We start from the raw sequence: 24167 nt of genomic DNA, 5'->3' as shown, positions 1-24167 counted from the left end.
CGTGGGCTGGGAACCCGCCATCCGCACCGTCGGACGCTCCCTGAGCACGGATCTGCGTCGCGCGTTCACGATGGGCGACCCGCGCCGGAGCCTCTACCGGGACGCCCACTACTTCAGCGCGACCGTCGAGATCGACCCGGATCGGTTGCGACAGTGGCTGCCCGCCGGGGTCCGGTTGACCGAACCCGCGCGCGCGGACCTGTTCACCGCATGCTTTCCCGACAACAATTTCGGCTCGCCGGGCTACCACGAGGCCGGGCTGTTCGTGCACATCAAAACCCTGCAGGGCACCGGAATCCATTGCCCCTGGATGATTCTCGACGACGATGTGGCCTTGATCATCGGCCGGGAACTGCTCGGGTACCCGAAGAAGCTGGGTCAGATCGACTGGACCGTCACCGACACCGAGATCCGCGCGGAGGCCACCCGCCGTGGGCACAAGCTGCTCAGCATGAGCGGCTCGCTCGGCGCGATCCTGACCGATCCACCGCCGATCCTGGCCCGCCCGCACCGCAATGTGGTCGGCCTCGCCGGTGTCTTCCCGTCCTGGCTGGTGGGTTTCACCCCGCGTGAGCGCGTTGTCGAGGTCCGCCGGATCGACGACTTCCAGCTGACGGTGCTGGGTTCCGAGCGCGATCCCCTCGACCAGTTGGGCATCGGCCGCGTGCTCGAAGCCAGGCTCCATCGGGTCGACCTGCAGGGTGTGTGGGCGCCCCCGATCCCGCTCCGGCCACTCACCCCACTCTTCACCGCCAGCCGACTGCGGCCCCGGACCCTGTGATCGCCGCGCCACCGAGTCCCTCGCCATCCCGCAGGGCATCGAGCGTGGAACGTCATCACACGTCGATTCCGCCCCGATCACGCCCGGCTGCGGCGCCCGAAAGTGGCACGTACGCCACAAATCTGTGCGCGAGAGGGGCTCGCATACGAATCTCGGAGAAGAACACCTCGCCGCACCCACCGGCGCCCTGGCTCAGGGGCTCGGGATTCCGCCCGCCGCACCAACTCAGCACGCAGCTGACCGGCCGCACCTGTGCTGGTCGTCACCGGTGCCCGCCGATCGCGACGTCGACCCGGGCCTCGAACGCATCGAGCACGTCGACGTAGGTGGTGGGGACGCTGACCTGCATCACCGGCCCGGTGTCGGAGGTATCGAACTCGAATGTGAAGAACGAGCAGCAGCCCGATTCCCTCGCCGCGAGTTCTCGCCCGGTGGCTCCACCATCAAGGGCTAGATGTAGCTCCAGGCGGGTCGACGTGGGTCGGCTCGCGCTGCGTACCGACTGCGCGAAGAAGCGGTCGAATTCGGCAATCCGGATCGGTTGCTCGACGGTGGGCAGGGTGCACGCGTCCGGTACCCAGTCGTCCTGTGCTGGTGGGATCGTCATGAATCCACGGTAAGCCTGTACCTGGGTACCGGATGCGAGGTCGAATCTGCGCCGGATTCGGCGGCTGGCTCCGTTGCTACGATGGCGGCCATGGTCAACACTTCCCGATTTGTCCTGTTTGTACGGAATTGGAATCGGTGACCGCGCGCTCGGCGTCGCGCCGCACCCGGATCCTCACCACCGTGGCCGCGGTGTTGGTCATCGTCGTCGGCGCGATCGTATTGGTCGCTGCCCGTGGTGAGGACCGGGTCGCTGGCAGCACGGAATCGGCCGTTGGATCAGCGGTGGTGGTGCGCCCGGACAGCCACCGGCTCACCGATCCGGCCGGGTCGCGGGTGACGCTGGTGGAGTTCTTGGACTTCGAATGTGAGGCGTGCCGGGCGATGTTCCCGGTCGTGGAGCAGTTGCGTGCCGATTACGGGGACCGAGTCAGCTTCGTGGTTCGGTACTTTCCGATTCCGTCGCACTTCAATTCCGAGCGCGCCGCCCGTGCCGCCGAGGCTGCCGCGGGTCAGGGGCGCTTCGAGCAGATGTATCAGCGGATGTATGAGACTCAGGCCGGGTGGGGTGAGAAACGGGTTCCCCAAGACGCGGTGTTCCGCGGCTTCGCCGTCGAACTGGGCTTGGATATGGCCGCATTCGACGCCGCTTACAACGACCCGGCTACCGCCGCCCGGGTGCTGTCGGACTTCGACGACGGCCTGGCGCTCGGTGTCCAGGGCACACCGACCTTCTTCGTCAATGGCGAGAAGGTCACCGCCCGCGACTATCAAGACCTCGCCGCGGCACTGGATGCAGTCCTGTAGGTGAGCTTCCTCATCGTCGTTGACGGGGACTGCTGCACGGTGCGAGTCGTTTCAAGACCGTGCCGGGGCGGAGTCTGTCCCTGGACGCCGAACAGCTCCGTCGATACCGGCGAAACAACAAGCTGAGAGCCGTACCGTTGAACCAGGAAGGTCAGCGAACGGTGACAAGGAGGCTACTCATGCGGGCATCAAAGGGCGACCGGCTGGTCACGCATGGCCGGGTTGTCGGTGCGCAGGATCACGTTGTCGAAATCGTCGAAGTGCTCGGCCCCAACGGCACGCCGCCCTACCGGGTCCGGGCCGAGAACGGCCATGAGTCCATCATGTCCCCCGGTCCGGACTCCGTTGTGGACCATCGCAAGGGATCGGAGCTCTGACTGCCCGCCGCACTACCTGACTGCTAGCCAAGACGCTCTCACCAAGGCCGCGCGTCGAGGAGGTGGCGCTCGGCTGGACCGGCTCGGTGGGCGCGGCAAACGCTGCTCCAGACCGGCTCCTCGTTACGTATCCAGCAGTGTGCATTGCGCTATTTGGATTCCAGCCGTCCCAGCGGGTGTCGTGCGGCGAGCAGGGTCTGAGCTGTGGTCCAGTCGCTGTGGTCGATGCCGGTGACGTGGCGCAGGTAGGCAAGGGTGACCTGTTGGACGAGCGCTACCCGGTCGGGGCTCTCGTCGGTGGTCTCGGTGACATGCTCGCCGGAGATGCCGCCGAGGAAGTGCTGGCCGCCGAAGACGGTGAGCAGGCTCTTGTTCCCTCGGCTCAATGTGTAGGGGTCGGTTGTCCACGCAGGTCCGCGAGTGGACAGGGGGAGGTCGTCGTCGTCGCCGGCGACCACTAATCCAGGGGCGGTGATGTGGGAGAAGTCCTGTGCGCGGAGCCAGGGAAGGTGCTCGTGAGCGAAGGGTGTGAGTTCGGCACCGCCGTGTCCCGCGGTGGCCAGTTGGATACTGGCCATGATTCGCGGGTCGGACAGGTCCTCGGCGCTGCCGGTCTGTGGATCGGTGACGCGCAACCCCACCAGGATTCCCGCGGTCTGGCCGCCGAAGGAATGCCCTGCGGCGACGATCCGGCCGCGGTCGACCCGGCCTCGCAACCCGGGCACTGCTGCTTCCAGCGCACCGAGGTCGTCGAGAATTCGTTTCATGTCCTGCACGCGGTAGCGCCACAGTTGTGGCTTGCGTGGGTCGTTCGTAGCGAGGGTGATCCGCGTCGAGTCCAGGTGCGTGGCTTGGACCACGACGAAGCCATGGGAGCTCCAGTGATCGACCAGCGGCGCGTAGCCGTCGAGGCTCGAGCCGAATCCGTGAGCGAACAGGACGACGGGCAGATCTGCGCCGGTGACTGGTGCGGAGACTCGTACCTGCAGGTTCTCCCCGCGGCCGGGTGTAGGCAAAGTTAGTGGTTTGACTGTGACGACCGGTGTCGGGGTGGGGTGAGTGATCATGCGGGAGTAAACCTTTCGGGCACGATTCCGTACGCCCGTTGAGGCTCGGAGTTTGTGCGCGCGGTCGCCCTACTGCGAGGACTTGCCTGGATGAGGGGCGCATCGACTACGCTAAAACCTGACGTTGGTGTCAAGGGCAAGTAGTTGCGGCACGGATCACTCGAAGGTTCGAATGCGTATCGGAGAACTCGCTCGCCGGACCGGAGTGTCTGCCCGCGCCCTGCGGTATTACGAACAGCAGCACCTGCTCCAGGCCGAACGGAGCCCCAGCGGCCAGCGTCACTACCCTGAAACCGCTGTTGACCAGGTCCTTCTGATCCAGCAGGCGACGGCGCCACGCCCACCACACTGCGCGGCGATCCGGCGGGGGACCTCGCCGCGGAGGTCATCCGGACCTCGTCCGACCCGTATGTGGGACGGGTGTCGCTGGTGCGGGTGTTCTCCGGCACGCTGCACAGCGAGGACACCGTCCGCGTCTGCGGACCCTCCCACGATGCCGACGACCGGGTCGGCGGGGTCACCGCGCCGTTGGGGAAACAACAGCGGACACTGACCGAGGCGGTCGCCGGCGATATCGCGTTCGTCAGCAAACTCGGCCACGCGGAAACCGGCGACACCCTCTCCGGCACCGGGAAACCCTTGCTCATCGAGCCGTGGCAGCTGCCGGAACCCCTGCTGCCCGTGGCTATTCGGGCGCAGGGGAAGGCCGATGAGGACAAGCTCTCGCAGAGCCTGACCCGGCTCGTCGCCGAGGATCCGTCCCTGCGGCTGGAACACAACGAACACACCCATCAGCTGGTGCTGTGGTGTCTGGGGGAAGCCCACCGGGATGTCGCGCTGGAACGGTTGCGCGGGCGGTTCGCCGTGCGGGTGGACGTGGAACCGTATCGGGTGGCGTTGCGAGAGACGCTCGCCGCGGCGGCCGAGGGGCGCGGCAGGCTGGTGAAGCAGTCCGGCGGGCATGGGCAGTACGCGGTGTGCCAGATCCAGGTGGAACCGCTGCCGACGGGGACGGGATTCGAGTTCGTCGACCGGGTGGTCGGTGGGGTAGTGCCGCGGCAGTTCATCGGATCGGTGGAGAAAGGGGCAAGGGCGCAGGCCGCGCGCGGGGTCACTCCCGGATATCCGCTGGTGGATGTGCGGGTGACACTGGTGGAGGGGAAAGCGCACTCGGTGGACTCCTCCGACGCCGCCTTCCAGACCGCGGGTGCCCTGGCCCTTCGCGACGCGGCGGACACGTCCGGGACCCTGCTGCTCGAACCGGTTGCCGCGGTGCGGGTCACGGTCCCCGACGACCATCTGGGCGCCGTCCTCGGCGACCTGTCCACTCGGCGCGGCCGCATTCTCGGCACCGAACCGGCCGAGACCGGCTGTACCCATATCCGGGCCGAGGTACCCGAACTCGAACTGAGCAGGTATGTCATCGACCTGCGATCGCTCACCCACGGGGCGGGGTCGTTCGCCCGCGGGTATCTGCGGCACGAGCCGATGCCGGCCGCCGTCGCCGAGCGGGCACGCAAGGAAGGCGCCGAGGCGTCGGCCTGAATCGCCGGGCATTCGGTGAATTCGAATTGCAGCCACCGAGGATGCCGACTGGCGGTCAGGACTGGGATTGCGCGGTCTTGGCGAACAGTTCCAGCAGGGTGCTCCACCCGCCGCCGCGTTCGACGATGGTGTCCTGGATGGCCTTGCCGTCGACGAGCCGGTCGAGGTGGCGGTGTTCGAGGGTGACAGCGGTCTGCTCGGGTCCTTCGGCGGTGAAGCGGACCTCGATCTCGCTGGCGCGGGCCGGGTCGGGGTCGTATTCCCAACGCCCGTTGATCTGCCAGGTCACCAACAACCGGTGCGGTGGTTCCCACACCAGCACCCGGCCCCAATCGCATTCGGTGCCGTCGATGCCGCGCTCGTACCAGCGTCCGCCCTCGCCGGGTTCGAGGATCGCGTCGGCCATCTCGGTTTTGCCGATGTGGTAGGCCGCAGGCCACCAGCTGCCGAAGGATTCGGTGAAGAACGCGAACGCGCGGTCCGGGCTCATCGCGACGGTGGCTTTGCCTTCCAGGACAGGCGGTTGTCCAGTGGTGCTCATGGTCGATTCTCCTGTTCGGGTTCGGTGGCCGCGGCGTCGGCGGCCTTCTGAAAAGCGGTCAAGGCCTCGTCCCAGATGTTCTGGAAGTAGGCCTGGATCGCGGCGAGGCCTTCGGGGTTGATGCGGTAGATGCGTTTGGTGCCGTCCGGGGTCGCCACGACGAGACCGCCTTCTTTGAGGACACGCAGATGCTGTGACACCGCTTGGCGGGTGATCGGCAATGATTCGGCGAGCTCGCCCACCGACGAGGGTCGCCGGGCGAGACGTTCGAAGATCGCCTTGCGGGTCGGGTCGCCCAATGTCGCCAGATCCACATCTTTGAAAGCCTCCACTTTCGTAAGTGTGCGCTTTCGTATGGTGATGCGCAAGACCTTGCGGCGATACCGGAACAACCCGGCCGATTATCGATGTGCCGGAGGGTGGGTTTCGTACATCCGGATACCGACTGCCACCGCGGCGGCGGCGCTGACAGCGGCGGCGGCCCAGACCGCGGCGTGCAGGCCGAGCAGGTCGGCGACGATGCCGCCCAGGATCGCGCCGACGGCATAGCCGAGGTCGCGCCAGACGCGGTAGACCCCGACCGCGCGCCCCCGCCACAGCGGGTGGGCGACATCGCCGATCACCGCGAGCAGCGTGGGATAGACCATCGCGGTACCAGCGCCGAGCAGGATCGCGCCCGCAGCCCATACGGCGAACCCGTCGGACGCGGCGATGACCGCTAGCGCGCAGGCTTGCAGGGCCATACCCCCGGTGATGAGGTGCTTGCGGCCCCACCGGTCCGAGAATGCCCCGGTGATCAGTTGACCGGCGCCCCACACACCGGGGTAGAGGGCGAACAACAATCCGATCTGGCCGACGGTGAGGTCGGCGGTGGCGAACAGCAGCGGGAACAGCCCCCACGACAGTCCGAAGTTGAGGTTGTTGACCAGCCCGGCGTAGCTGGCCGAGGACAGGGCGGGTTCGGTCAGGCTGGTCGCCACCGCGATCTGGCGATCGGTCAGATCCGCGTGGAGGTGGTCATGGAGTCCGTCGGCGCGCGGGGTGTGTCCGGCGGCTTCTAGGCGGGCGTAGTCGCGGGTTTCACGGATGAACAATCCTGAGATCGCCAGTGCGAGTGCGGCGTAGGCGAGGCCGAGTAGAAACGGCGCCGGGCGCAACCCGTAGCGTTCGGCGAGGTAGCCCGCGAGCAGGGAACTGATCGCGACCGCGCCGTATCCGGCGGCTTCGTTGAGGCCCATCGCGAGGCCGCGCCGGGTGGGTCCGACGAGGTCGATCTTCATCACGACCGTGGTCGACCAGGTCAGGCCCTGGTTGATGCCGAGGAGCACGTTGGCCGCGATGACCCATCCCCAGTTGGGTGCGGCGATGAGCATCAGCGGCACCGGGATCGCGAACAGCCAGCCGATCAGTAGAACGGGTTTGCGACCGTAGCGGTCGGAGAAGGTGCCTGCGAAGTAGTTCGCGATCGCTTTAGTGATCCCGAAGGCGGCGACGTAGGTGAAGATGTAGGTGTAGCCGGTGAGCCCGAATTCGGATTCGGCCAGTAGCGGCAGCACGGTTTGCTGCTGGCCGACCATGCCACCGACGAGGGCGTTGACCGCGACCAGCAGGGCGAACTGCGCGGCGTTTTCCCGCAGTCCCAGGACCGGGGTTCGTGCGCTGGGGCGCAGGCTCATGCCCCGGCCGCCAGGTCCTGACCGAGCGCGGCGGCGTAGTCGGCCGGTGAGCCTGCCAGGATTCGGATGTCGGTGCGGCCGCTGCGTTCCAGGATGCTGGCCGCGGTCATGGCGCGTTCGCCGTGTCCGCACATCACTGCCACCGGCCCGGCCGGGACGTCGACCAGATGCGTGGCGAGCGCGCCGAGTTCGATGTTGTGGGCGGCGGGGACGTGTCCGGCGGTGTACTCGCCGCGTTGGCGGATGTCGAGCACTGTGGGCGCCGGGCGCACGGCCAAGTCGTCGGCATCGAGCAGATCCCCCGTGTCGGTCGGCCCGGTCCAGGCGGTCATCCCGCCGTCGAGTTCGCCGGCCAGAGTGTCGAACCCGACTTTGGCTGCCTCCCAGGCGATGTCGACACGATCCTGGGAGCTGTCGCGGACGATGATCACGGCCCGGTCCGGATCGACCAACCAGCCCAGCCACGTCCCGAACACCGGCCGCAAGGTGATCGACAACGCTCCAGGGAGGTGTCCTGCGGCGAAATCGGCTGCGGCGCGGGCATCGACGACCTGCGCGCCGTCGGCGATCAGCTTGCCGACCTCCTCGCTGGTCAGCGGTGCCAGGGTCGGGGTGGATCCCAGGACAGCCGGGCCCTGATGGTTGATCACACCCAGGCGCAGGAAGTAGTCGGGGAAGGACCCGAGCGAAGCGAGCAAGGCCTCGACGAAGGCATCCTCTCCTTCGACCTGCAACAGCGGATTGGTCGCGCGCTCGCGGCCGATGGTGCTGACGCGTTCGGTGCCGGTGGCTGCCGAGCAGAACGAGCCTGCGCCGTGGGTGGGCCAGACCGGGGTGTCGTCGGGCAGTTCCATCAGCCGCTGGAGCGAGTGGTATTGCGCTCGGGCGAGCGGGATGGTCTGGTCGGGGCTGACCAGATCAGTGCGCCCCGCGGTCCCCACCATCAGCGAGCCGCCGGTGAACACGCCTTTGAGCTGGTCACCCTCGCGCAGCAGATACGACAGATGCTCAGGGGAATGCCCCGGGGTGGCCAGCGCTTCGAGGACGAACTCTCCGATGGTGACGCTTTCTCCATCGCCGAGTGCGGTCACCGCGAACCCGCGGGGGCCGACGTCGGGGGCGATGACGGTCGCGCCGTCGGTTTCCGCGAGTTCCCGCACGCCCGAGATGAAGTCGGCGTGCAGGTGGGTTTCCACCGCGAAGGCGATCTGTAGACCACGGCGCTGCGCTTCGGTGCGAACTTCGCGGACGTCGCGTTCGGGGTCAAGGACCAGCGCGCGCCCGTCGCCGAGGTCGAGCAGGTAGGTCGAGTTGCCCAGTCCCTCGTCGATGACAGGGATGAGGGTGAAGTCGGTCGGCATCGCGCAACTCCTGGGTCGACGGGTTCAGCCACGGACAATATTCCAATCAACCATGGAATACTATGAGACTATTCCATGTTTTCATGGAAGACAACCGCACGGTCCGCAGCCGGCGGCGAAACCACCGCTTCTCTGCTGGCGGGTACGCTATTCCAAAGATGATTGGAGGAGTCGTGAGTGGTGACCGATTCGCCGCGAAGGCGGCACTGTACGAGGCGTTCGCTGCCAGCGGCAAAGCTCTCGCCAGCGGCAAACGTCTCGAACTGCTGGATCTACTCGCCCAAGGTGAGCGGACCGTCGAGTCCCTCGCCGCTGCCGCCGGGTTGAACCTCACGACCGCGTCGGCGCACTTGCAGACACTCAAGCAGGCCGGATTCGTCGCCACCCGCCGTGAGGGCGTGCGGATCCACTACCGCCTCGCCGGCGAGGACGTGGCACAACTGTTCGCGTTGCTACGCAAAGTCGCCGAAGCCCACCAGCCTGCCGTGACACCAGCCCGCGATAACTATCTGGGCCCCGCCGACGGCCAGGAGATGACCCGCGAGGAACTACTGGCCCGCGCCGAGGCCGGACAGATAGTCGTCCTGGATGTGCGCCCCGCACCGGAGTATCAGGCCGCCCATATCCCCGCCGCGGTCAACATCCCCGTCGACCAGCTCGCCGACCGCATCGCCGAACTCCCCGCCGACAGCGAGATCGTCGTCTACTGCCGCGGCGAGTACTGCGTGCTGGCCTACGACGCCGTGCGGCTGCTCACCGACCACGGTCGTCGTGCGATCCGCCTCCACGACGGCATGCTCGAATGGCGCCTGGCCGAATTGCCCCTCGCCACCACGCCCGCCTGACGCCACCGCGTTGCACTGGCATTGGAATTCAGCGCCGCCGAGCTCGGCGCAGCCGCATGGCGGCGCGAATCAGCTGCGGCGCGCTCACCCCGGCAGCGATCGCGGCCAGTGGGACGACGACGTCGACCTGGCCGTGGGGATGACGGGTTGATTCATGACGCTCGCCGATCGGGTGTTAGGGCGGTGCCGAGGATGTGTTCGGCCGCCGGGAAAGGGAAAGCTGTGTCGGGGAATCGGACTCGCTCGTAGTCGGTGAGGATGAACCCCGCATCGGCGAACGCGCGCAGAGTGTCGCGCCCGGTGTGGCAGCCTCCGTTCAGCAGTGGCCAAACCGTGGCGTCGACGCCTCGTTGCGCTCGCCTCATCCGCGCCGACTCGGATCGGACGTGCTCGAAGAACCGCAGGACTCCGCCCGGTTTGAGGACTCGCACGATCTCGGTCAGTGCGGCGCGCTGGTCTGGCACCGAGCACAACACTAGGCTCACTACGACCGCGTCGAACGAACCATCTTCAGCCGCAATGTGTTCGGCGTCCGATTCGATCACCTCGACCGTGATCGGTACTGCCGCTGCGGCGCGTTCAGCCTCGCGGCGCAGCAGCGGTTCCGGCTCGATGGCCACCAACCGGGTCACCGTCGGCGGGTAGAACTCGAAGTTCGCGCCCGGACCGGCGCCCACCTCGAGGACGTCACCGACCAACCCCTCAGTGAGTCGGTGGCGATATCGACTCACCCCGGCCCGCTCCAGGCCGGGGCCGGCCAGGCTCGCATAGAACCGGGCGAAGACCGGACGACTCTTCCATCGCTGCGGCATGGCACCTCACCGCCTAACTGTTCGGCATCGCCTCGCTACACTGCAAGTAAGGAGGTCGATACATAGTGAAGTCACTTCACGATAATGCCGATGGGCGCAGCACCGCTAGTGCCGCGACGGACAAACTGTTCGAACTGACCGAGGTCCTCGGAGCGATGATGGAACGCGGCATGGCCGAGCGCGGACTCACCCAGGCCCGCGCACGACTGCTGTGGCGGCTGCACCACCACGGGCCGCTCACCCAACGCGCTCTCGCCGATCTCCTCGAGGTCACCCCTCGCAACGTCACCGGACTGCTCGACGGACTCGCCGACGACGGCTACGTCGAACGACGACCACACCCAACCGACCGCCGTGCCACGCTGGTGACACTCACCGAACATGGCGCGACGTTCACCGAGACGCTACGAACACAACGTAGCGAGATGGCCGCGGCACTTCTCGAAGGGCTCACCCGAGATCAGGTCCAGAACTTCTTCCAGACCTTGGACATCGTTGTCGACCGGCTCCGCGGCATCGCGCCCGCATGCTGACTCGTCGCTGATCGGGCGGATGACTTCGGGTGTACGCCGAACCCGGCGCCCTGATCGGGAAGTCGGCGATTCGCAACGCCTGGGTCGTCTGGCCTCGTGTGAGCTGTGGGGGTACAGATGGTGAGACGTGCGGCTCCGGGCCGTGGCGGCCGCGACTTCGTGCATTTGGGCTTCGGCGTAGATGATCAAAAGTGGCACAGCTGCCACCCTGTGAATCATATTCGCGCAGGTCAGGCGCTTATGTTGCCGAATTTGTGTGTCTACACGGGCACTCGACACCCGCTGGTGCGCGAGCGCTACTCGCGCTCGAAAATCGAGCCTACAAGCCAGCTTCGAGGAACATCGATCATCACCGAAGCGTGGCACAGCTGCCACCGGTGAAACCTGTTTACGCAGGTCGCGGTCATACAAGGGGCTCTCCTGAGTGTGCGAGTGCACTCGAACACGCAGAAGCCTTGATCTGGCCCGAAGGCCACAAATCTGTGCGCGAGAGGGGACTTGAACCCCTACGTCCGTGGACACCAGAACCTAAATCTGGCGCGTCTGCCAATTTCGCCACTCGCGCTTGGATGTGTACGACCGTCCAAACTCTACCGGGCGAATCGGGCTGAGCGAAGCCTTGGGGCGGCGTGGCGTACTCGTGGGTAACACGACCTGGGGTTATAACGATTCGGTAAACCTCAATGTGAGGGGCGCTCATGTTTGAGAATCCGAGTAACAGGCCGGACCTGCGTGTTCAAACATGAGGATCCATCATGTTTCAGATGATTTTGGTACGGACGTACGGAAATACTGGGCGGTAGCACTTGGCTGGACCAGAAACGTGAGGCTTTCCTCATGATTTTGTGCGATTGTGGCTCTCAACAGGCCCGAGGGGCTGCCGGAAACGTGTGCGTGCCGTCGGTGGGCGACACGCCAGGAGAAGGAAGTCGAGCGTCTTGACGATCAACGAGAGCACCGAAATCGGCACGGAAGCGACCACGAAGACGAATGGTCGTGGCCCGGCGAGGGGTGCGCGCGCGGCGCTGCTGGAGCAGCTGCGCAACGGGGCTGGATACGCGTTGGCGTTCGGTGGACAGGGTGCGCAGTGGCTGCGCGAGCTCGAGGAGATCGGGCGCGACAGCGCGCTGGAGCCCGAGTTGACCGCGCTGGTCAATGACGCGTCCGCGCTGATCGAGCCGGTTGCGGCGCAGTTGCTGGTGGTGCGCCCCGGTGGTTTCGATCCGATGGGCTGGGTGCTCGAGAGCGAGCTCGACGAGCCGGAGGAGCCCTCCTCCGCGCCCGCGGACTCGGTGCTGCGGTCGGTGGCCGTTTCCATGCCGGGTGTGCTGCTGGCCCAGCTCGCCGCGACCAGGGCGTTGCGCTTGCAGGGTCTCGACCTGGCCGAGCACGCGCCCGTCGCGATCGTCGGACATTCGCAGGGACTGTTCGCCGCCGCGGCGGTCGAAGCGGGCGGCACGCGTGACGCGGAGCTGCTGGCCATCGCCCAGCTCGTCGGTGCGGCCGCCGGGCTCGTCGCGCGCAGGCGTGGACTGATGCCGGTGGGCGAGCGCTCGCCGATGGTCGCGGTGTCGAATGTGGATCCCGAACAGCTGCGGGCGATTGTCACCGAGGTCGCCGAAGGCGTTGATCCCGCGACCGCCGCGGTCGTGTCGATCCGCAACGGACGTCGGCGCGTTGTGCTCTCGGGTGCGCCCGCGCAGATCGATCGGGTGCGCACGCGTTGCGCGCAGCTGCACGACGAGCAGACCCGTGAGCGCGAGAGCAAGGCCCGCGGTGGCGCGGTATTCGCGCCCGTGTTCGAGGACATCTCCGTCGACGTCGCCTTCCACCACCCGGCGCTGGCCGAGACCGTCGAACTGGTCGCGGGCTGGGCCCGCCAGTGCGAGATCGACGCCGACCTCGCCGCCGCCCTGACCCAGCAGGTCCTCGTCGACCCGATCGACTGGGTCGCCACCGTCGACGCCGTGGTCGACGCGGGTGCGCAGTGGATCCTCGACCTCGGCCCCGGCGACCTGCTCTCGCGGGTGACCGGCGGATCGCTCAAGGGCACCGGTGTCGGTGTGATCGCCGCCGCCACCCGCGCCGGTCAGCGCAGCCTGCTCACGCCGGGTGCCGCGCCCGAGCCGTCGACGCCGTGGTCGGCGTTCGCGCCGAAGCCGGTGCGCCTGCCCAACGGCCGCATCGTCGTCGAGACCTCCTTCACCAAGCTCACCGGCCGCTCGCCGATCCTGCTGGCGGGCATGACCCCGACCACCGTCGACGCGAAAATCGTTGCGGCCGCGGCCAATGCGGGGCACTGGGCCGAGCTGGCCGGCGGCGGACAGGTGACCGAGCAGATCTTCGCCGACCGGATGACCGAGCTGCGTCAGCTGCTGCAGCCGGGTCGCGCGGTGCAGTTCAACTCGCTGTTCCTCGACCCCTACCTGTGGAAGCTGCAGCTCGGCGGCAAGCGTCTGGTGCAGAAGGCGCGGGCGGCGGGTGCGCCGATCGACGGCGTGATCGTCACCGCGGGTATCCCCGAACTCGACGAAGCCGTCGCGCTGATCGGTGAGCTGTCCGAGGCCGGCATCAGCCACGTCGCGTTCAAGCCGGGCACCGTCGCCCAGATCAAGGCCGTCCTGCGCATCGCCGACGCGGTGCCGGACTACCCGGTGATCATGCACATCGAAGGTGGCAAGGCCGGCGGGCACCACTCCTGGGAAGACCTCGACGACCTGCTGCTGGCCACCTACGCCCAGCTGCGCGGCCACGTCAACGTGGTGATCTGCGTCGGTGGCGGCATCGGTACCCCCGAGCGCGCCACCGACTATCTCACCGGCACCTGGTCCACCGGCTACGGCTACCCGCTCATGCCGCTGGACGGTGTGCTCGTCGGCACCGCGGCCATGGCCACCCTCGAAGCGACCACCGCGCCCGAGGTGAAGCAGCTGCTCGTCGATACACCCGGCACCCCCGACTGGGTCGGTGCGGGTACCGCGAGTGGCGGAATGGCGTCCGGGCGAAGCCAATTGGGCGCCGATATCCACGAGATCGACAATGCCGCCTCGCGCACCGGCCGCCTGCTCGACGAGGTCGCAGGCGATGCCGACGCCGTGGCGAGTCGTCGCGCCGAGATCATCGCGGCGCTCGACGCCACCGCCAAGCCCTACTTCGGCGACGTCGCCACCATGACCTACCAGCAGTGGCTGGAACGCTATGTCTCCCTTGCCGTGACGAGTGACGTGCCGATCTCGTTCGATTGCGGCAGCGATATCGGTGACGCGATCCGCGACGCCACCCGCTCGGACTGGCTCGACATCAGCTGGCGCGACCGGTTCGCGGAGATGATGCGCCGCACCGAATCCCGGCTCAACCCGGCCGACAGCGGCGAGATCGAAACCCTGTTCGCCGACGACGAAGCCTTCGAGCACCCGGTGCAGGCGCTGTGCGCGCTGAAGAAGCAGTACCCGAGCGTCGCCGACGCCGTGCTGCACCCGGCCGACGTGCCGTTCTTCGTCTCGCTGTGCAAGACACCGGGCAAGCCGGTGAACTTCGTGCCTGTCGTCGACGCCGATGTGCGGCGCTGGTGGCGTTCGGATTCGCTGTGGCAGGCCCATGATCCGCGCTACTCGGCCGATCAGGTGTGCGTCATTCCCGGCACCGTCGCCGTCGCCGGTATCACCCGCGTGGACGAGCCGGTCGGCGAGCTGCTCGACCGCTTCGAACAGGACACCGCGTACAGCCTGGTCCGGGCCGGAGTCGTGCCAGAGGCAGTGGACGCGCGTCGCGTCGCGGGCGTGGTGGCGGGTCCGATCGACACCGTGCTCGCCGCCCCTGACGTGCAGTGGGCCGGGCGCACCACCGTCAACCCGGTGCACCGCCTCGGCGAGATCTCGGAGTGGACCATCGAGCAGGGGAGCGCGGTGCATCACAGCACCGGTGCCACCCTGACCGAAACCACCGGTCCCGAAGCCGAATTCGGCTATGTGGAGCTGACGGTGCCGCTCGCCCGCGACAACGTCCGGATTCGCATCACCGTGCCCGCGAGCGTGTATTCCGGTGGCGCGCCGGTGATCACCGAGGCGGATGCCGAAACCGCGATGTCGGCACTGCTCGGCGTCGCCGCCGGGAAGTCGCTGCCCGAGGTGAAAGCCGGTGTGGCACACCTCAACCTGGCCTGGATGCCGGATCTGATCGCCGACCACGCCGGTGTCACCGGCTCTGGCCTGCCCGACACGCTCAGCACCCTCGGCCGTACCGCTCCTGACGTGCTGGTCGGTGCCTGCTGGCCCGCGGTGTTCGCGGTGCTCGGCGCGGCCCGCACCCCGGTGGGTGGTTCTGTCATCGAGGGCATGCTCGACCTGGTCCACCTGGACCATCAGATCGACCTGCTCAGCGAACTGCCTTCGGAGACGAGCATTCTCGTCGTCCGTGCCGAGGGCGGCGCGGTGGTCGATACCGACATGGGCCGCGTGGTCGAGGTCGAGGTGCACGTCGGGCTGATCCTCGATCAGGGACTCGACGCCACCCCGCTGGCTCGTCTCGTCGAACGGTTCGCCATCCGCGGCCGCAACGGCGCGGGCGAGCTCACCGATCCGCCGCGCGCGGCCGGTGCGGTCTCCGACGGCGCGACCGACACCCCGCGCCGCCGTCGCCGCGATGTCAGCATGGCCGCCCCGCGCGCCATGCACGCCTTCGCCGCGGTCTCCGGCGACCACAACCCGATCCACACCTCCGACGCCGCCGCCAAGCTGGCCGGCCTCGGTAGCCCGATCGTGCACGGCATGTGGCTCTCGGCCGCCGCCCAGCACGCGGTAGTCGCGGTGGATCCCGAAAGCTCCGTTCCCGCACGCACTCTCACCGCATGGACCACCCGGTTCCTCGGCATGGTGCGCCCCGGCGCGACCGTGGACGTGCGGGTGGAGCGGATCGCGGTGGACGCGGGCGCCGAGATCATCGAGGTCTCCTGCCGCGTCGACGGTGACCTGGTCATGACCGCGACCGGGCGCACCGCCGCCCCGAAGACCGTGTACGCCTTCCCGGGTCAGGGCATCCAGCGCAAGGGGATGGGCCTGGACGCGCTGACCCGTTCGAAGGCTGCCAAGCGGGTGTGGGAGCGTGCCGACACGCACACCCGCGAAGCCCTCGGGTTCTCGATCCTGGCGGTGGTGCGCGACAACCCGACCTACCTCAAGGCGCGCGGTGTCGAACACCGGCACCCGGACGGCGTGCTGCACCTGACCCAGTTCACCCAGGTCGCCATGGCCACCCTCGGCGTGGCCCAGGTCGCCGAGCTGCGCGAAGCGGGCGCGTTCGTCGAAGGCGCGATGCTGGCCGGTCACTCGGTCGGTGAGTACAACGCCCTCGCCGCCGTCGCCGGTGTGCTGCCGCTGGAGGCCGTGCTGGAGGTGGTGTTCCAGCGTGGCTCGGCCATGCATGAACTGGTGCCGCGTGATGCGCAGGGCCGCAGCGACTATCGGATGGCTGCCATCCGCCCGTCGCAGATCGGGCTGCCCGACACCGAGGTGATCGACTTCGTCAATGGCATCGGCGCGGCGACCGGTGAATTCCTCGAGGTGGTGAACCTGAACCTGCGCGGCTCCCAGTACGCCATCGCGGGCACGGTCGCCGGGCTCGAGGCGCTCGAAACCGAAATCGACCGCCGCCGTGCGGAATTCGGTGGCAAGCGGGCCTTCATCGTGGTGCCCGGCATCGACGTGCCGTTCCACTCCTCGGTGCTGCGCGACGGCGTGCCGGAGTTCCGGCACAAGCTCGAGCAGTTGCTGCCCGCCGAAGTTCACCCGGAAGTCCTGGTCGGACGCTACATTCCGAACCTGGTACCCCGGCCGTTCTCGCTCGACCGCGCGTTCCTCACCGAGATCGCCGAACTCGTGCCGTCGGAGCCTCTGGTGGCCGTGCTGGCCGACTTCGACAGCTGGGCGCAGCGCGATGCCGAGCTGTGCCGCGTGGTGCTGATCGAGCTGCTGGCGTGGCAGTTCGCCAGCCCGGTGCGCTGGATCGAGACCCAGGACCTGCTGTTCACCGACACCGCGCACGGTGGTCTCGGTGTGGAACGGTTCGTCGAGATCGGCCTCGGCGCCACCCCGACCGTGGCGAACCTGGCCTCGCAGACGCTGAAGCTGCCCGCGTTCGGCGGGGCGACCGTCGAGGTCGTCAACGTCGAACGTGAAGCGGCCGTCGTCTACTCCACCGACACCGATCCGGCGCCGGTCGAGGACATCGACGACACCCCCGCCGAGGCCACGGCCGCGCCCGCCGCGGCACCTGTCGCTGCCGCCGCTCCGGTCTCCACCGGCGGCCCGCGCCCCGACGACATCGCCTTCAGCGCCGCCGACGCCACCCGCGTGCTCATCGCGCTGTGGACCAAGCTGCGCATGGACCAGATCGGCCCGGTCGACACCATCGAAGGCCTCTGCGACGGTGTCTCCTCGCGGCGCAATCAGCTGCTCGTCGACCTCGGCGCCGAACTCTCCCTCGGTGCCATCGACGGCGCCGCCGACGCCGACATGGGCGCACTGGCGGCCACCGTCGAGCGCCTGGCCCGCACCTACAAGCCCTTCGGCACCGTGCTCACCGACGCCATCGGCGATCACCTGCGCAAGGTCTTCGGCCCGTCGGGCAAGCGGCCCGCCGCCATCGCCGACCGGGTCAAGAAGGTCTGGGAACTCGGCGACGGCTGGGCCAGCCACGTCACCGCGGAGGTTTCCCTCGGTACCCGTGAAGGTGCCAGCGTGCGCGGCGGCGACCTCGGCGGTCTCGCCGGTGGTGCGCTCAGCGACGCGGCGTCGGTAGACGCGGCCATCGACGCGGCCGTGCAGGCCGTGGCCGCACGACGCGGTGTCGCGGTCTCGATGCCCTCGGCGGGTGGCGCGGCAGGCGGCACCGTCGACGCGGCGGCGCTGGGCGAGTTCACCGAGCAGATCACCGGACGCGACGGCGTGCTCGCCACCGCGGCCCGGGTCGTGCTCGAACAGCTCGGCCTCAGCGAGAAGATCAGCGCACCCGAGGCGACTCCCGATACTCTCGCGGACCTCGTCTCGGCCGAATTGGGTTCGGACTGGCCGCGTTTGGTCGCTCCCGCGTTCGATGCCCGCAAGGCCGTCCTCATCGACGACCGCTGGGCCACCGCCCGCGAAGACCTCGCGAAGATGTGGCTCGGCGACGATGCCACCACCGCGGAGCAGTCGATCGACGGTTTCGCCGGTGCCGGTGAAGCTGTTGCCGCCCAGGCGAACTGGTGGCGACAGCGGGCCATGCACGAGGCCCGTTCGGTGCTGGCCGGGGTGTACGCGCAGATCGCGAAGACCGCGCTCGACACCACCGAGCCGGGCCTGTGGTCCGAAGACCTCGCCGTGATCACCGGTGCCAGTAAGGGTTCCATCGCGGCAGCGGTCACCGGCAAGCTCCTGTCCGGCGGCGCGACCGTAGTGGTCACCACGTCGGGCCTCAACGACGAGCGGCTGCGGTTCTACCGCTCGCTCTACCGCGACAACGCCCGCCACGGTGCGGCACTGTGGGTGGTCCCGGCCAATATGGCCTCCTATCAGGACCTCGACGCGCTGATCGAGTGGGTCGGCACCGAACAGGTCGACAACGCGGGCGGCGCCAAGATCAAGGTCAAGGACGCCATGACCCCGACGATGCTGCTGCCGTTCGCGGCACCGCGCGTCGCCGGTGACCTCGCCGACGCGGGCGCCCGCGCCGAAATGGAAATGCGCGTGCTGCTCTGGTCGGTGGAACGGCTGATCGGCGGCCTGTCCGCCCTCGGCGCCGACCACGACGTCGACGCGAAACTGCATGTGGTGCTGCCGGGTTCGCCTAACCGTGGCCTCTTCGGCGGCGACGGCGCCTACGGCGAAGCCAAGGCCGCGCTCGACGCGGTGGTCTTGAAATGGAAGGCCGAGAAGTCCTGGGCCGCACGGGTGACGCTGGTGCACGCGCTGATCGGCTGGGTGCGCGGCACCGGGCTGATGGGTCACAACGACCCCATGGTCGAGGCCGTCGAGAAGGCGGGCGTGCAGACCTGGTCGACCGCCGAGATGGCCGACGAACTGCTCAAGTGGTGCACCTCGCGCGCTCGTCAGGTGACGATCACCGCCCCGCAGCAGATCGACCTCACCGGTGGCCTGGCCCGCGCCAAGCTCGACCTGCCCGCGCTCGCCAAGCAGGCGCAGGAGGCCGCGGCCGAGAAGATCGAAGAAGCCGCCACCACCGCGACCATCGCCGCACTGCCCGCGCCGCCGACCCTGAGTTCCGCGCTGCCCGTGCCCGATTGGGCTCCGGTCACCGCTGACCTCAGCGACATGGTCGTCATCGTCGGTGCCGGCGAGCTCGGCCCGTACGGCTCCTCGCGGACTCGCTTCGAGATGGAGGTCGAAGACCAGCTCTCGGCCGCCGGCGTGCTCGAGCTGGCGTGGACGACCGGTCTGATCCGCTGGGAGAACGATCCCAAGCCCGGCTGGTACGACACCGAGTCCGGCGACTTGGTACCGGAAGCCGAAGTGGCGCAGCGTTATCACGACACCGTCGTCGAACGCTGCGGTGTGCGCCGCTACGAAGACGACGGCGCCATGCTCGACAACGCGGCCCCGCTGCTCACCTCGGTGTTCCTCGATCAGGACCTGTCGTTCACGGTCGCCAGCGAGGCCGAGGCGCGGGCATTCGCCACCGCTGATCCCGAGCACACCGTGATCAGCCCGGTCGAAGGTTCGGGCGACTGGACCGTGACTCGTCAGGCGGGCACCGAGATCCGGGTGCCGCGCAAGGCGAAGCTGTCACGCGTGGTCGGTGGCCAGATCCCGACCGGCTGGGATCCCACCATCTGGGGCGTCTCGGCCGATATGGCCGCCTCGATCGACCGGGTCGCGCTGTGGAACATCGTCTGCACCGTCGATGCGTTCGTCGGCGCGGGCTTCAGCCCCGACGAGCTGATGAGCTGGGTACACCCCAGCCTGGTGGCCAACACCCAAGGCACCGGTATGGGCGGCATGTCCTCGATGCGCTCGCTCTACGTCGACAACCTGCTCGGCGAACCGCGCCCGAACGACATCCTGCAGGAGGCACTGCCCAACGTCGCCCTGGCGCACGTGGTGCAGTCCTACGTGGGCAGCTACGGCGCCATGGTGCACCCGGTCGCGGCGTGCGCCACGGCGGCGGTGTCGGTGGAAGAAGGCGTCGACAAGATCCGGCTCGGTAAGGCCGAGGTCGTGGTCGCCGGTGGTTTCGACGACCTAGGGATCGAAGGCATCGTCGGCTTCGGTGACATGTCGGCCACCGCCGACTCGGCGAGCATGCGCGCCAAGGGAATCAGCGACCGCTACTTCTCCCGCGCCAACGATCGTCGCCGCGGCGGGTTCGTCGAATCGCAGGGTGGCGGCACCGTGCTGCTGGCCCGCGGTGATGTGGCGGTGGAGATGGGTCTGCCGGTGCTCGGCGTCGTCGCCTTCGCTCAGTCCTTCGCCGACGGCGTGCACACCTCCATCCCGGCGCCGGGTCTCGGCGCGCTGGGTGCGGGGCGGGGCGGCAGCGAGTCGCGACTGGCGGCCGAACTGCGCAAGCTCGGCGTGACCCCCGACGACATCGCGGTGATCTCCAAGCACGACACCTCCACCGCGGCCAACGACCCCAACGAGTCGGAGCTGCACGAGCGGCTCGCGGGCGCGCTGGGTCGCACCGACGGCGCACCGCTGTTCGTGGTCTCGCAGAAGAGCCTCACCGGCCATGCGAAGGGCGGCGCGGCGGCGTTCCAGCTCATCGGCCTGTGCCAGGTGCTGGAAAACGGTGTGGTGCCGCCGAACCGGAGCCTGGACTGTGTCGACGAGAAGATGGCAGGCTTCCCGCACCTGGTGTGGGCGCGCGAGCCACTGCGCTTCGGTGAGAAGTTCGCGCTGAAGGCGGGCCTGGTGACCTCGCTCGGCTTCGGTCACGTGTCCGGCCTGCTCGCGGTGGTCCATCCGCAGGCGTTCCTGGCCGCGATCGAACCGGCCGCACGGGCCGAGTACCAGGAGCGGGCGCAGACGCGTCAGCTCGCGGGCAGGCAGCGGTTCGCCGAGGCCATGTGCGGCGGGTCGGCACTGTACGAGAAGCCCGCCGATCGCCGGCTGGGCGCGGACGGCACGCCGGCCAAGCAGATTCGTCAGCTCGAGGCCGACATGCTGCTCTCGCCGCAGGCCCGCCTGGACAGCGACGGTGTCTACAGTGCGAACGGATGGGGTTGCGGCACTGGGCAAATCGCTCCGCAGCCGACCGAAGCGTCGTAGGCTGCCGCTTCGTGACGATTCTCGGTATCGGCTTGGACTTGGTAACCATCTCCGAGTTCTCCGAACAGCTGAAACGGCCCGGGTCGACCATGCTCAGGGAGACATTCACCGCTGGTGAACGTCGCTACTGCCAGAGCAAGCAAACCGACCCGGACCGCAGCTTCGCCGCACGCTGGGCCGCGAAGGAGGCGGTGCTCAAAGCCTGGGCATCGTCTCGCTTCGCCCGCAGCCCACAGATCGGCGACAACCCGTATCCACTGATCGAAGTCGTCAACGACGCCTGGGGCAGGCCGAGCATCAAACTGCACGGTCTGGCCGCGGAGTTCCTGCCCCGCGTGCGAGTACACCTGTCGTTGACTCACGACGGTGACACCGCCGCGGCGATGGTGGTGCTGGAGGACCCAGGCGAGTTGGCTGACCTCATCGACGGCCGGGGCTAGAAATCGCGAACCGCTACTTCTCCTCGGCGGTTCGCGATTCCTTTTCCGCGACCAGCAAGTACGCCACCATCAGCCGCTTGAGTTCGGCGACCGCATCGGTGTTCGATTGATCTTCCTGCACCGAGAAATTCAGCATCGAATACACGACGTGCACCAGTACTTCGGCCATCATCGTGCGCCGGGCGCGCGGAGTGCGCGGCGTGAGCGGCCGCAGCATCTGCGAGACGACCGCGGCGAATTCTTTCTCGTGCAGCGCGCCCGTAGCCCGCGTGGACGGGGTCGACTGCATCGCCAGCCACACCTCGCGCCGGGACGGGTCGGTGGTCCACAGGTTCGCCATGTGGTCGACGAACTGGTTCATGTGCCGCAACCAGTCCAGCGAGGGCACTTCACCGTGGAAGTCGGCCAGCTCGCGGGAAACCGCAACCAGGTCTTGTCGATTGAGCTCGCAGACGATCACGTACTTGTTGGCGAAGAATTGATACAGGGTGCCGATCGGCACCTCGGCGCGCTGCGCGACCTCTTCGCAGGTGAACGATTCGAACCCCACCTCGACCAGCAGCTCGCGCGAAGACGCCAGCAGCGCGTCGAATTTGCGCTTACTGCGCTCCTGCGTCGGCCGCTTGCGCGGCATCAACTCCTGCGGGTCGTCCTGCAATTCCAGCGCAGGGTCCGGACGGCTCTGCGGTGACCGGGCCTGCGCGTGTACTTCCACCCATCCAGGCTAGCGGTATCCACACATCCGCGACACGCCTCTACCGACAGCGTGTCAACAACTGGCCGAAATCCCGACCCATCCATGCTCTGACCGGTGACGAATCATCAGATAAGTGTGCGTCTATCTGCACGCTTATTCGCGGTGATCTTCTCGCCGTACCCGTCTCGAAGGGCTGGGGACTGACGGCGAGGCTTGGTTGCTGTCACGGTTAGGAACTGTCCAGATCGCTCTGGCGTGGTGGCGTGTGTTGGTGACTGACGACGAAACCTGGGGAAGGAGTTGATCGCTGGTGGCTAGGTTCGACATCCCCGACGGATGGACAGTGCAGGCCTACCGGTTCGCGCTCGACCCGACCCAGCAACAAACCCCGATGCTCCGATCTCATTGCGGTGCAGCTAGGTTTGCGTTCAACCACATGCTTGCCTTGGTTACAGCGGTGTTGGATCAACGGGCCGCTGAACGCACGTATGGCGTCGCTGACACCGATCTGACCCCGTCGATCGGTTGGTCGCTACCCAAGCTCCGCAAGATCTGGAACCAGCGCAAGTTCGAGTACGCGCCGTGGTGGGCCGAGAACTCGAAAGAGGCCTACAACTCCGGACTCGATGCCCTCGCACGGTCCCTGGACAACTGGGCCGCCTCCCGAACCGGCCAGCGGGCAGGCAAACCGGTCGGGTTCCCGAGATTCAAGATCGCGGCCCGGTCCCGACGATCGGTCCGGTTCACCACCGGAACGATTCGGGTCGAACCCGACCGCCACCACATCGTCTTGCCGCGGGTCGGGCGGCTCAAAACGCATGAGTCCACCCGAAAGCTGGCCCGCCGTGTGGAGGCTGGCTCCGCGCGGATTCTGTCCGCGACTCTGTCACAGGATTCACGTCGCCGCTGGTATGTGTCGTTCCAGACCCTCATCGCGGCCAAGACGCGTCCCGGGCATGTGCCGCGGTCACCTGACCGAGTGGTCGGGGTGGATGTCGGTGTCAAAGCCGACGCTCTCATGGTGGTCGCGGCTGCTGATGGGCGTGAGTTGTGGCGGGTTCCTGCCCCGAAACCGTTGGCAGCGTCGCGGACCCGGCTGAGGGCGTTGCAACGCCGGGCCGCACGTCAACACGGCCCGTACGACTCGGTCACGAAAACAAGGCGGCTTCCGTCGAAGCGGTGGCAAGTCACCACAGCTCGGATAGGCCGTACTCACGGTCGCGCCGCCGCGATCCGTCAGGATGTTTTACACAAGGCGACCACGACCTTGGCCCAGCAATATCAGGTCATCGCCGTGGAGACGTTGAACGCGGCCGGGATGCGATCGGCGGGTGGTGACCGGAAGAAAGGTTTGAACCGGGCGCTCGCTGATGCGGCACTAGCGCAGATCCGGCAGATGCTCTCGTATAAGACCAGATGGTACGGGTCGGTCCTGGTGGAAGCTGATCGGTGGTTTCCGAGTTCGAAGACGTGTTCGGGGTGCGGTGGGCGAAAGCCAAACCTGACCCTCGCCGACCGCGTCTATGAGTGTGAACAATGCGGTGTGTCGATCGATCGTGATCGTAATGCCGCGATCAACCTCGCCAGACTCGGCGACACCCAGGCAAGCGTGGGTGAACAGGGTCCCGCCGACAGTGGGTCGGTGGCAGGACGTGGAGCCAGGCAGGAGACCGATCCCGCGCAAGCGGGAGACGCGGCCGGCTGTGAAGCGTCCACCCGGCTCTACACCGCCAGTGGTGGTGAGGCCGGGACCGTCGCCTCGGAAGGGATGGCTGCCTGATGGGCGCGCACGCATTTGCTCACCAAAAGGTAACGGA

15 protein-coding genes, 1 tRNA gene and 3 pseudogenes are annotated in these 24167 nt (G+C 67.7%); 10 read left to right on the top strand and 9 right to left on the bottom strand.

All coding sequences use genetic code 11. The annotated features are described in order from the left end of the window. Position 1: 1 nt before the first annotated feature. A complete protein-coding gene (locus ACFXKN_RS22715; RefSeq protein ID WP_378963453.1) occupies positions 2 to 781 on the top strand; it encodes an acetoacetate decarboxylase family protein in 780 nt (259 codons plus the stop codon). Positions 782 to 1043: 262 nt separating this feature from the next. Here ACFXKN_RS22715 and ACFXKN_RS22710 read toward each other — a convergent pair whose 3' ends face one another. Then, positions 1044 to 1388 carry a hypothetical protein gene (locus tag ACFXKN_RS22710; RefSeq protein WP_378963454.1) on the bottom strand — a complete coding sequence of 115 codons (345 nt, stop codon included), beginning with the start codon at positions 1386 to 1388 and terminating at the stop codon, positions 1044 to 1046. Positions 1389 to 1525: 137 nt separating this feature from the next. Here ACFXKN_RS22710 and ACFXKN_RS22705 point away from each other — a divergent pair, with 137 nt between their 5' ends. Together ACFXKN_RS22705 and ACFXKN_RS22700 are read left to right on the top strand one after the other, a co-directional pair. After that, positions 1526 to 2194, top strand: coding sequence for a DsbA family protein (locus ACFXKN_RS22705; protein WP_379433773.1), 669 nt, complete (start codon positions 1526 to 1528; stop codon positions 2192 to 2194). Between the two features lie 179 nt (positions 2195 to 2373). After that, entirely contained in the window at positions 2374 to 2571 is a 198-nt protein-coding gene (locus ACFXKN_RS22700; protein WP_378963456.1) for a DUF1918 domain-containing protein, read from the top strand. 149 nt (positions 2572 to 2720) lie between these two features. Here the strand turns inward: ACFXKN_RS22700 and ACFXKN_RS22695 are convergent. Beyond that, positions 2721 to 3644 (bottom strand): annotated as a pseudogene (locus ACFXKN_RS22695) (alpha/beta hydrolase family protein); the annotation flags it as partial. A gap of 166 nt (positions 3645 to 3810) precedes the next feature. On the opposite strand from ACFXKN_RS22695, the pseudogene ACFXKN_RS22690 reads away from it, so the two are divergent. Together ACFXKN_RS22690 and ACFXKN_RS22685 are read left to right on the top strand one after the other, a co-directional pair. Further along, positions 3811 to 3972: pseudogene (locus tag ACFXKN_RS22690) on the top strand (MerR family DNA-binding transcriptional regulator); the annotation flags it as partial. Further along, a pseudogene (locus tag ACFXKN_RS22685) lies at positions 3969 to 5183 on the top strand (EF-Tu/IF-2/RF-3 family GTPase); the annotation flags it as partial. The pseudogenes ACFXKN_RS22690 and ACFXKN_RS22685, both read left to right, overlap by 4 nt. A gap of 55 nt (positions 5184 to 5238) precedes the next feature. Here ACFXKN_RS22685 and ACFXKN_RS22680 read toward each other — a convergent pair. The 4 genes from ACFXKN_RS22680 to ACFXKN_RS22665 all read right to left on the bottom strand — a co-directional run bounded on the left by ACFXKN_RS22680 (position 5239) and on the right by ACFXKN_RS22665 (position 8761). Next, a complete protein-coding gene (locus ACFXKN_RS22680; RefSeq protein ID WP_379433772.1) occupies positions 5239 to 5724 on the bottom strand; it encodes an SRPBCC family protein in 486 nt (161 codons plus the stop codon). Further along, positions 5721 to 6056: an ArsR/SmtB family transcription factor gene (locus ACFXKN_RS22675; protein ID WP_378963458.1), complete on the bottom strand. Its 336-nt coding sequence runs from the start codon at positions 6054 to 6056 to the stop codon at positions 5721 to 5723. Before ACFXKN_RS22675 ends, ACFXKN_RS22680 begins: the two co-directional genes overlap by 4 nt. Positions 6057 to 6125: 69 nt before the next feature. Next, positions 6126 to 7400 carry an MFS transporter gene (locus ACFXKN_RS22670; RefSeq protein ID WP_378963459.1) on the bottom strand — a complete coding sequence of 425 codons (1275 nt, stop codon included), beginning with the start codon at positions 7398 to 7400 and terminating at the stop codon, positions 6126 to 6128. Further along, the gene (locus tag ACFXKN_RS22665; RefSeq protein WP_378963460.1) at positions 7397 to 8761 is read right to left on the bottom strand and encodes a rhodanese-like domain-containing protein; all 1365 of its coding nucleotides are present in this window, start codon (positions 8759 to 8761) and stop codon (positions 7397 to 7399) included. The genes ACFXKN_RS22670 and ACFXKN_RS22665 overlap by 4 nt, the downstream gene beginning before the upstream one ends. Before the next feature lie 173 nt (positions 8762 to 8934). Here ACFXKN_RS22665 and ACFXKN_RS22660 point away from each other — a divergent pair, with 173 nt between their 5' ends. After that, positions 8935 to 9606, top strand: coding sequence for an ArsR/SmtB family transcription factor (locus ACFXKN_RS22660; protein ID WP_378963461.1), 672 nt, complete (start codon positions 8935 to 8937; stop codon positions 9604 to 9606). Between the two features lie 152 nt (positions 9607 to 9758). On the opposite strand, the gene ACFXKN_RS22655 is transcribed toward ACFXKN_RS22660, so the two are convergent. After that, positions 9759 to 10418, bottom strand: coding sequence for a class I SAM-dependent methyltransferase (locus ACFXKN_RS22655; RefSeq protein WP_378963462.1), 660 nt, complete (start codon positions 10416 to 10418; stop codon positions 9759 to 9761). 65 nt (positions 10419 to 10483) lie between these two features. Between ACFXKN_RS22655 and ACFXKN_RS22650 the strand changes: the two genes are divergently transcribed. Then, positions 10484 to 10951: a MarR family winged helix-turn-helix transcriptional regulator gene (locus ACFXKN_RS22650; RefSeq protein WP_378963463.1), complete on the top strand. Its 468-nt coding sequence runs from the start codon at positions 10484 to 10486 to the stop codon at positions 10949 to 10951. 483 nt (positions 10952 to 11434) lie between these two features. On the opposite strand, the gene ACFXKN_RS22645 is transcribed toward ACFXKN_RS22650, so the two are convergent. Next, positions 11435 to 11516 (bottom strand) — tRNA-Leu (locus tag ACFXKN_RS22645). Between the two features lie 373 nt (positions 11517 to 11889). On the opposite strand from ACFXKN_RS22645, the gene ACFXKN_RS22640 reads away from it, so the two are divergent. Both ACFXKN_RS22640 and ACFXKN_RS22635 read left to right on the top strand, forming a co-directional pair. After that, entirely contained in the window at positions 11890 to 21213 is a 9324-nt protein-coding gene (locus ACFXKN_RS22640; protein ID WP_379433771.1) for a fatty acid synthase subunit beta domain-containing protein, read from the top strand. Between the two features lie 11 nt (positions 21214 to 21224). Continuing rightward, positions 21225 to 21653 carry a holo-ACP synthase gene (locus tag ACFXKN_RS22635; protein WP_378963466.1) on the top strand — a complete coding sequence of 143 codons (429 nt, stop codon included), beginning with the start codon at positions 21225 to 21227 and terminating at the stop codon, positions 21651 to 21653. Between the two features lie 13 nt (positions 21654 to 21666). On the opposite strand, the gene ACFXKN_RS22630 is transcribed toward ACFXKN_RS22635, so the two are convergent. Further along, the gene (locus ACFXKN_RS22630) at positions 21667 to 22287 is read right to left on the bottom strand and encodes a TetR/AcrR family transcriptional regulator (protein ID WP_082844012.1); all 621 of its coding nucleotides are present in this window, start codon (positions 22285 to 22287) and stop codon (positions 21667 to 21669) included. A 373-nt stretch (positions 22288 to 22660) separates the two neighbouring features. Between ACFXKN_RS22630 and tnpB the strand changes: the two genes are divergently transcribed. Then, positions 22661 to 24130: an IS607 family element RNA-guided endonuclease TnpB gene (gene tnpB, locus ACFXKN_RS22625; RefSeq protein ID WP_379433770.1), complete on the top strand. Its 1470-nt coding sequence runs from the start codon at positions 22661 to 22663 to the stop codon at positions 24128 to 24130. The last annotated feature ends 37 nt before the right edge of the window (positions 24131 to 24167 follow it).

It is taken from the genome of Nocardia sp. NPDC059195 (genome assembly GCF_042754695.1).
Taxonomy (GTDB): domain Bacteria; phylum Actinomycetota; class Actinomycetes; order Mycobacteriales; family Mycobacteriaceae; genus Nocardia.
Note: the sequence above shows the minus strand (reverse complement) of the source record. Positions and strands in the feature narration are given on the sequence as shown.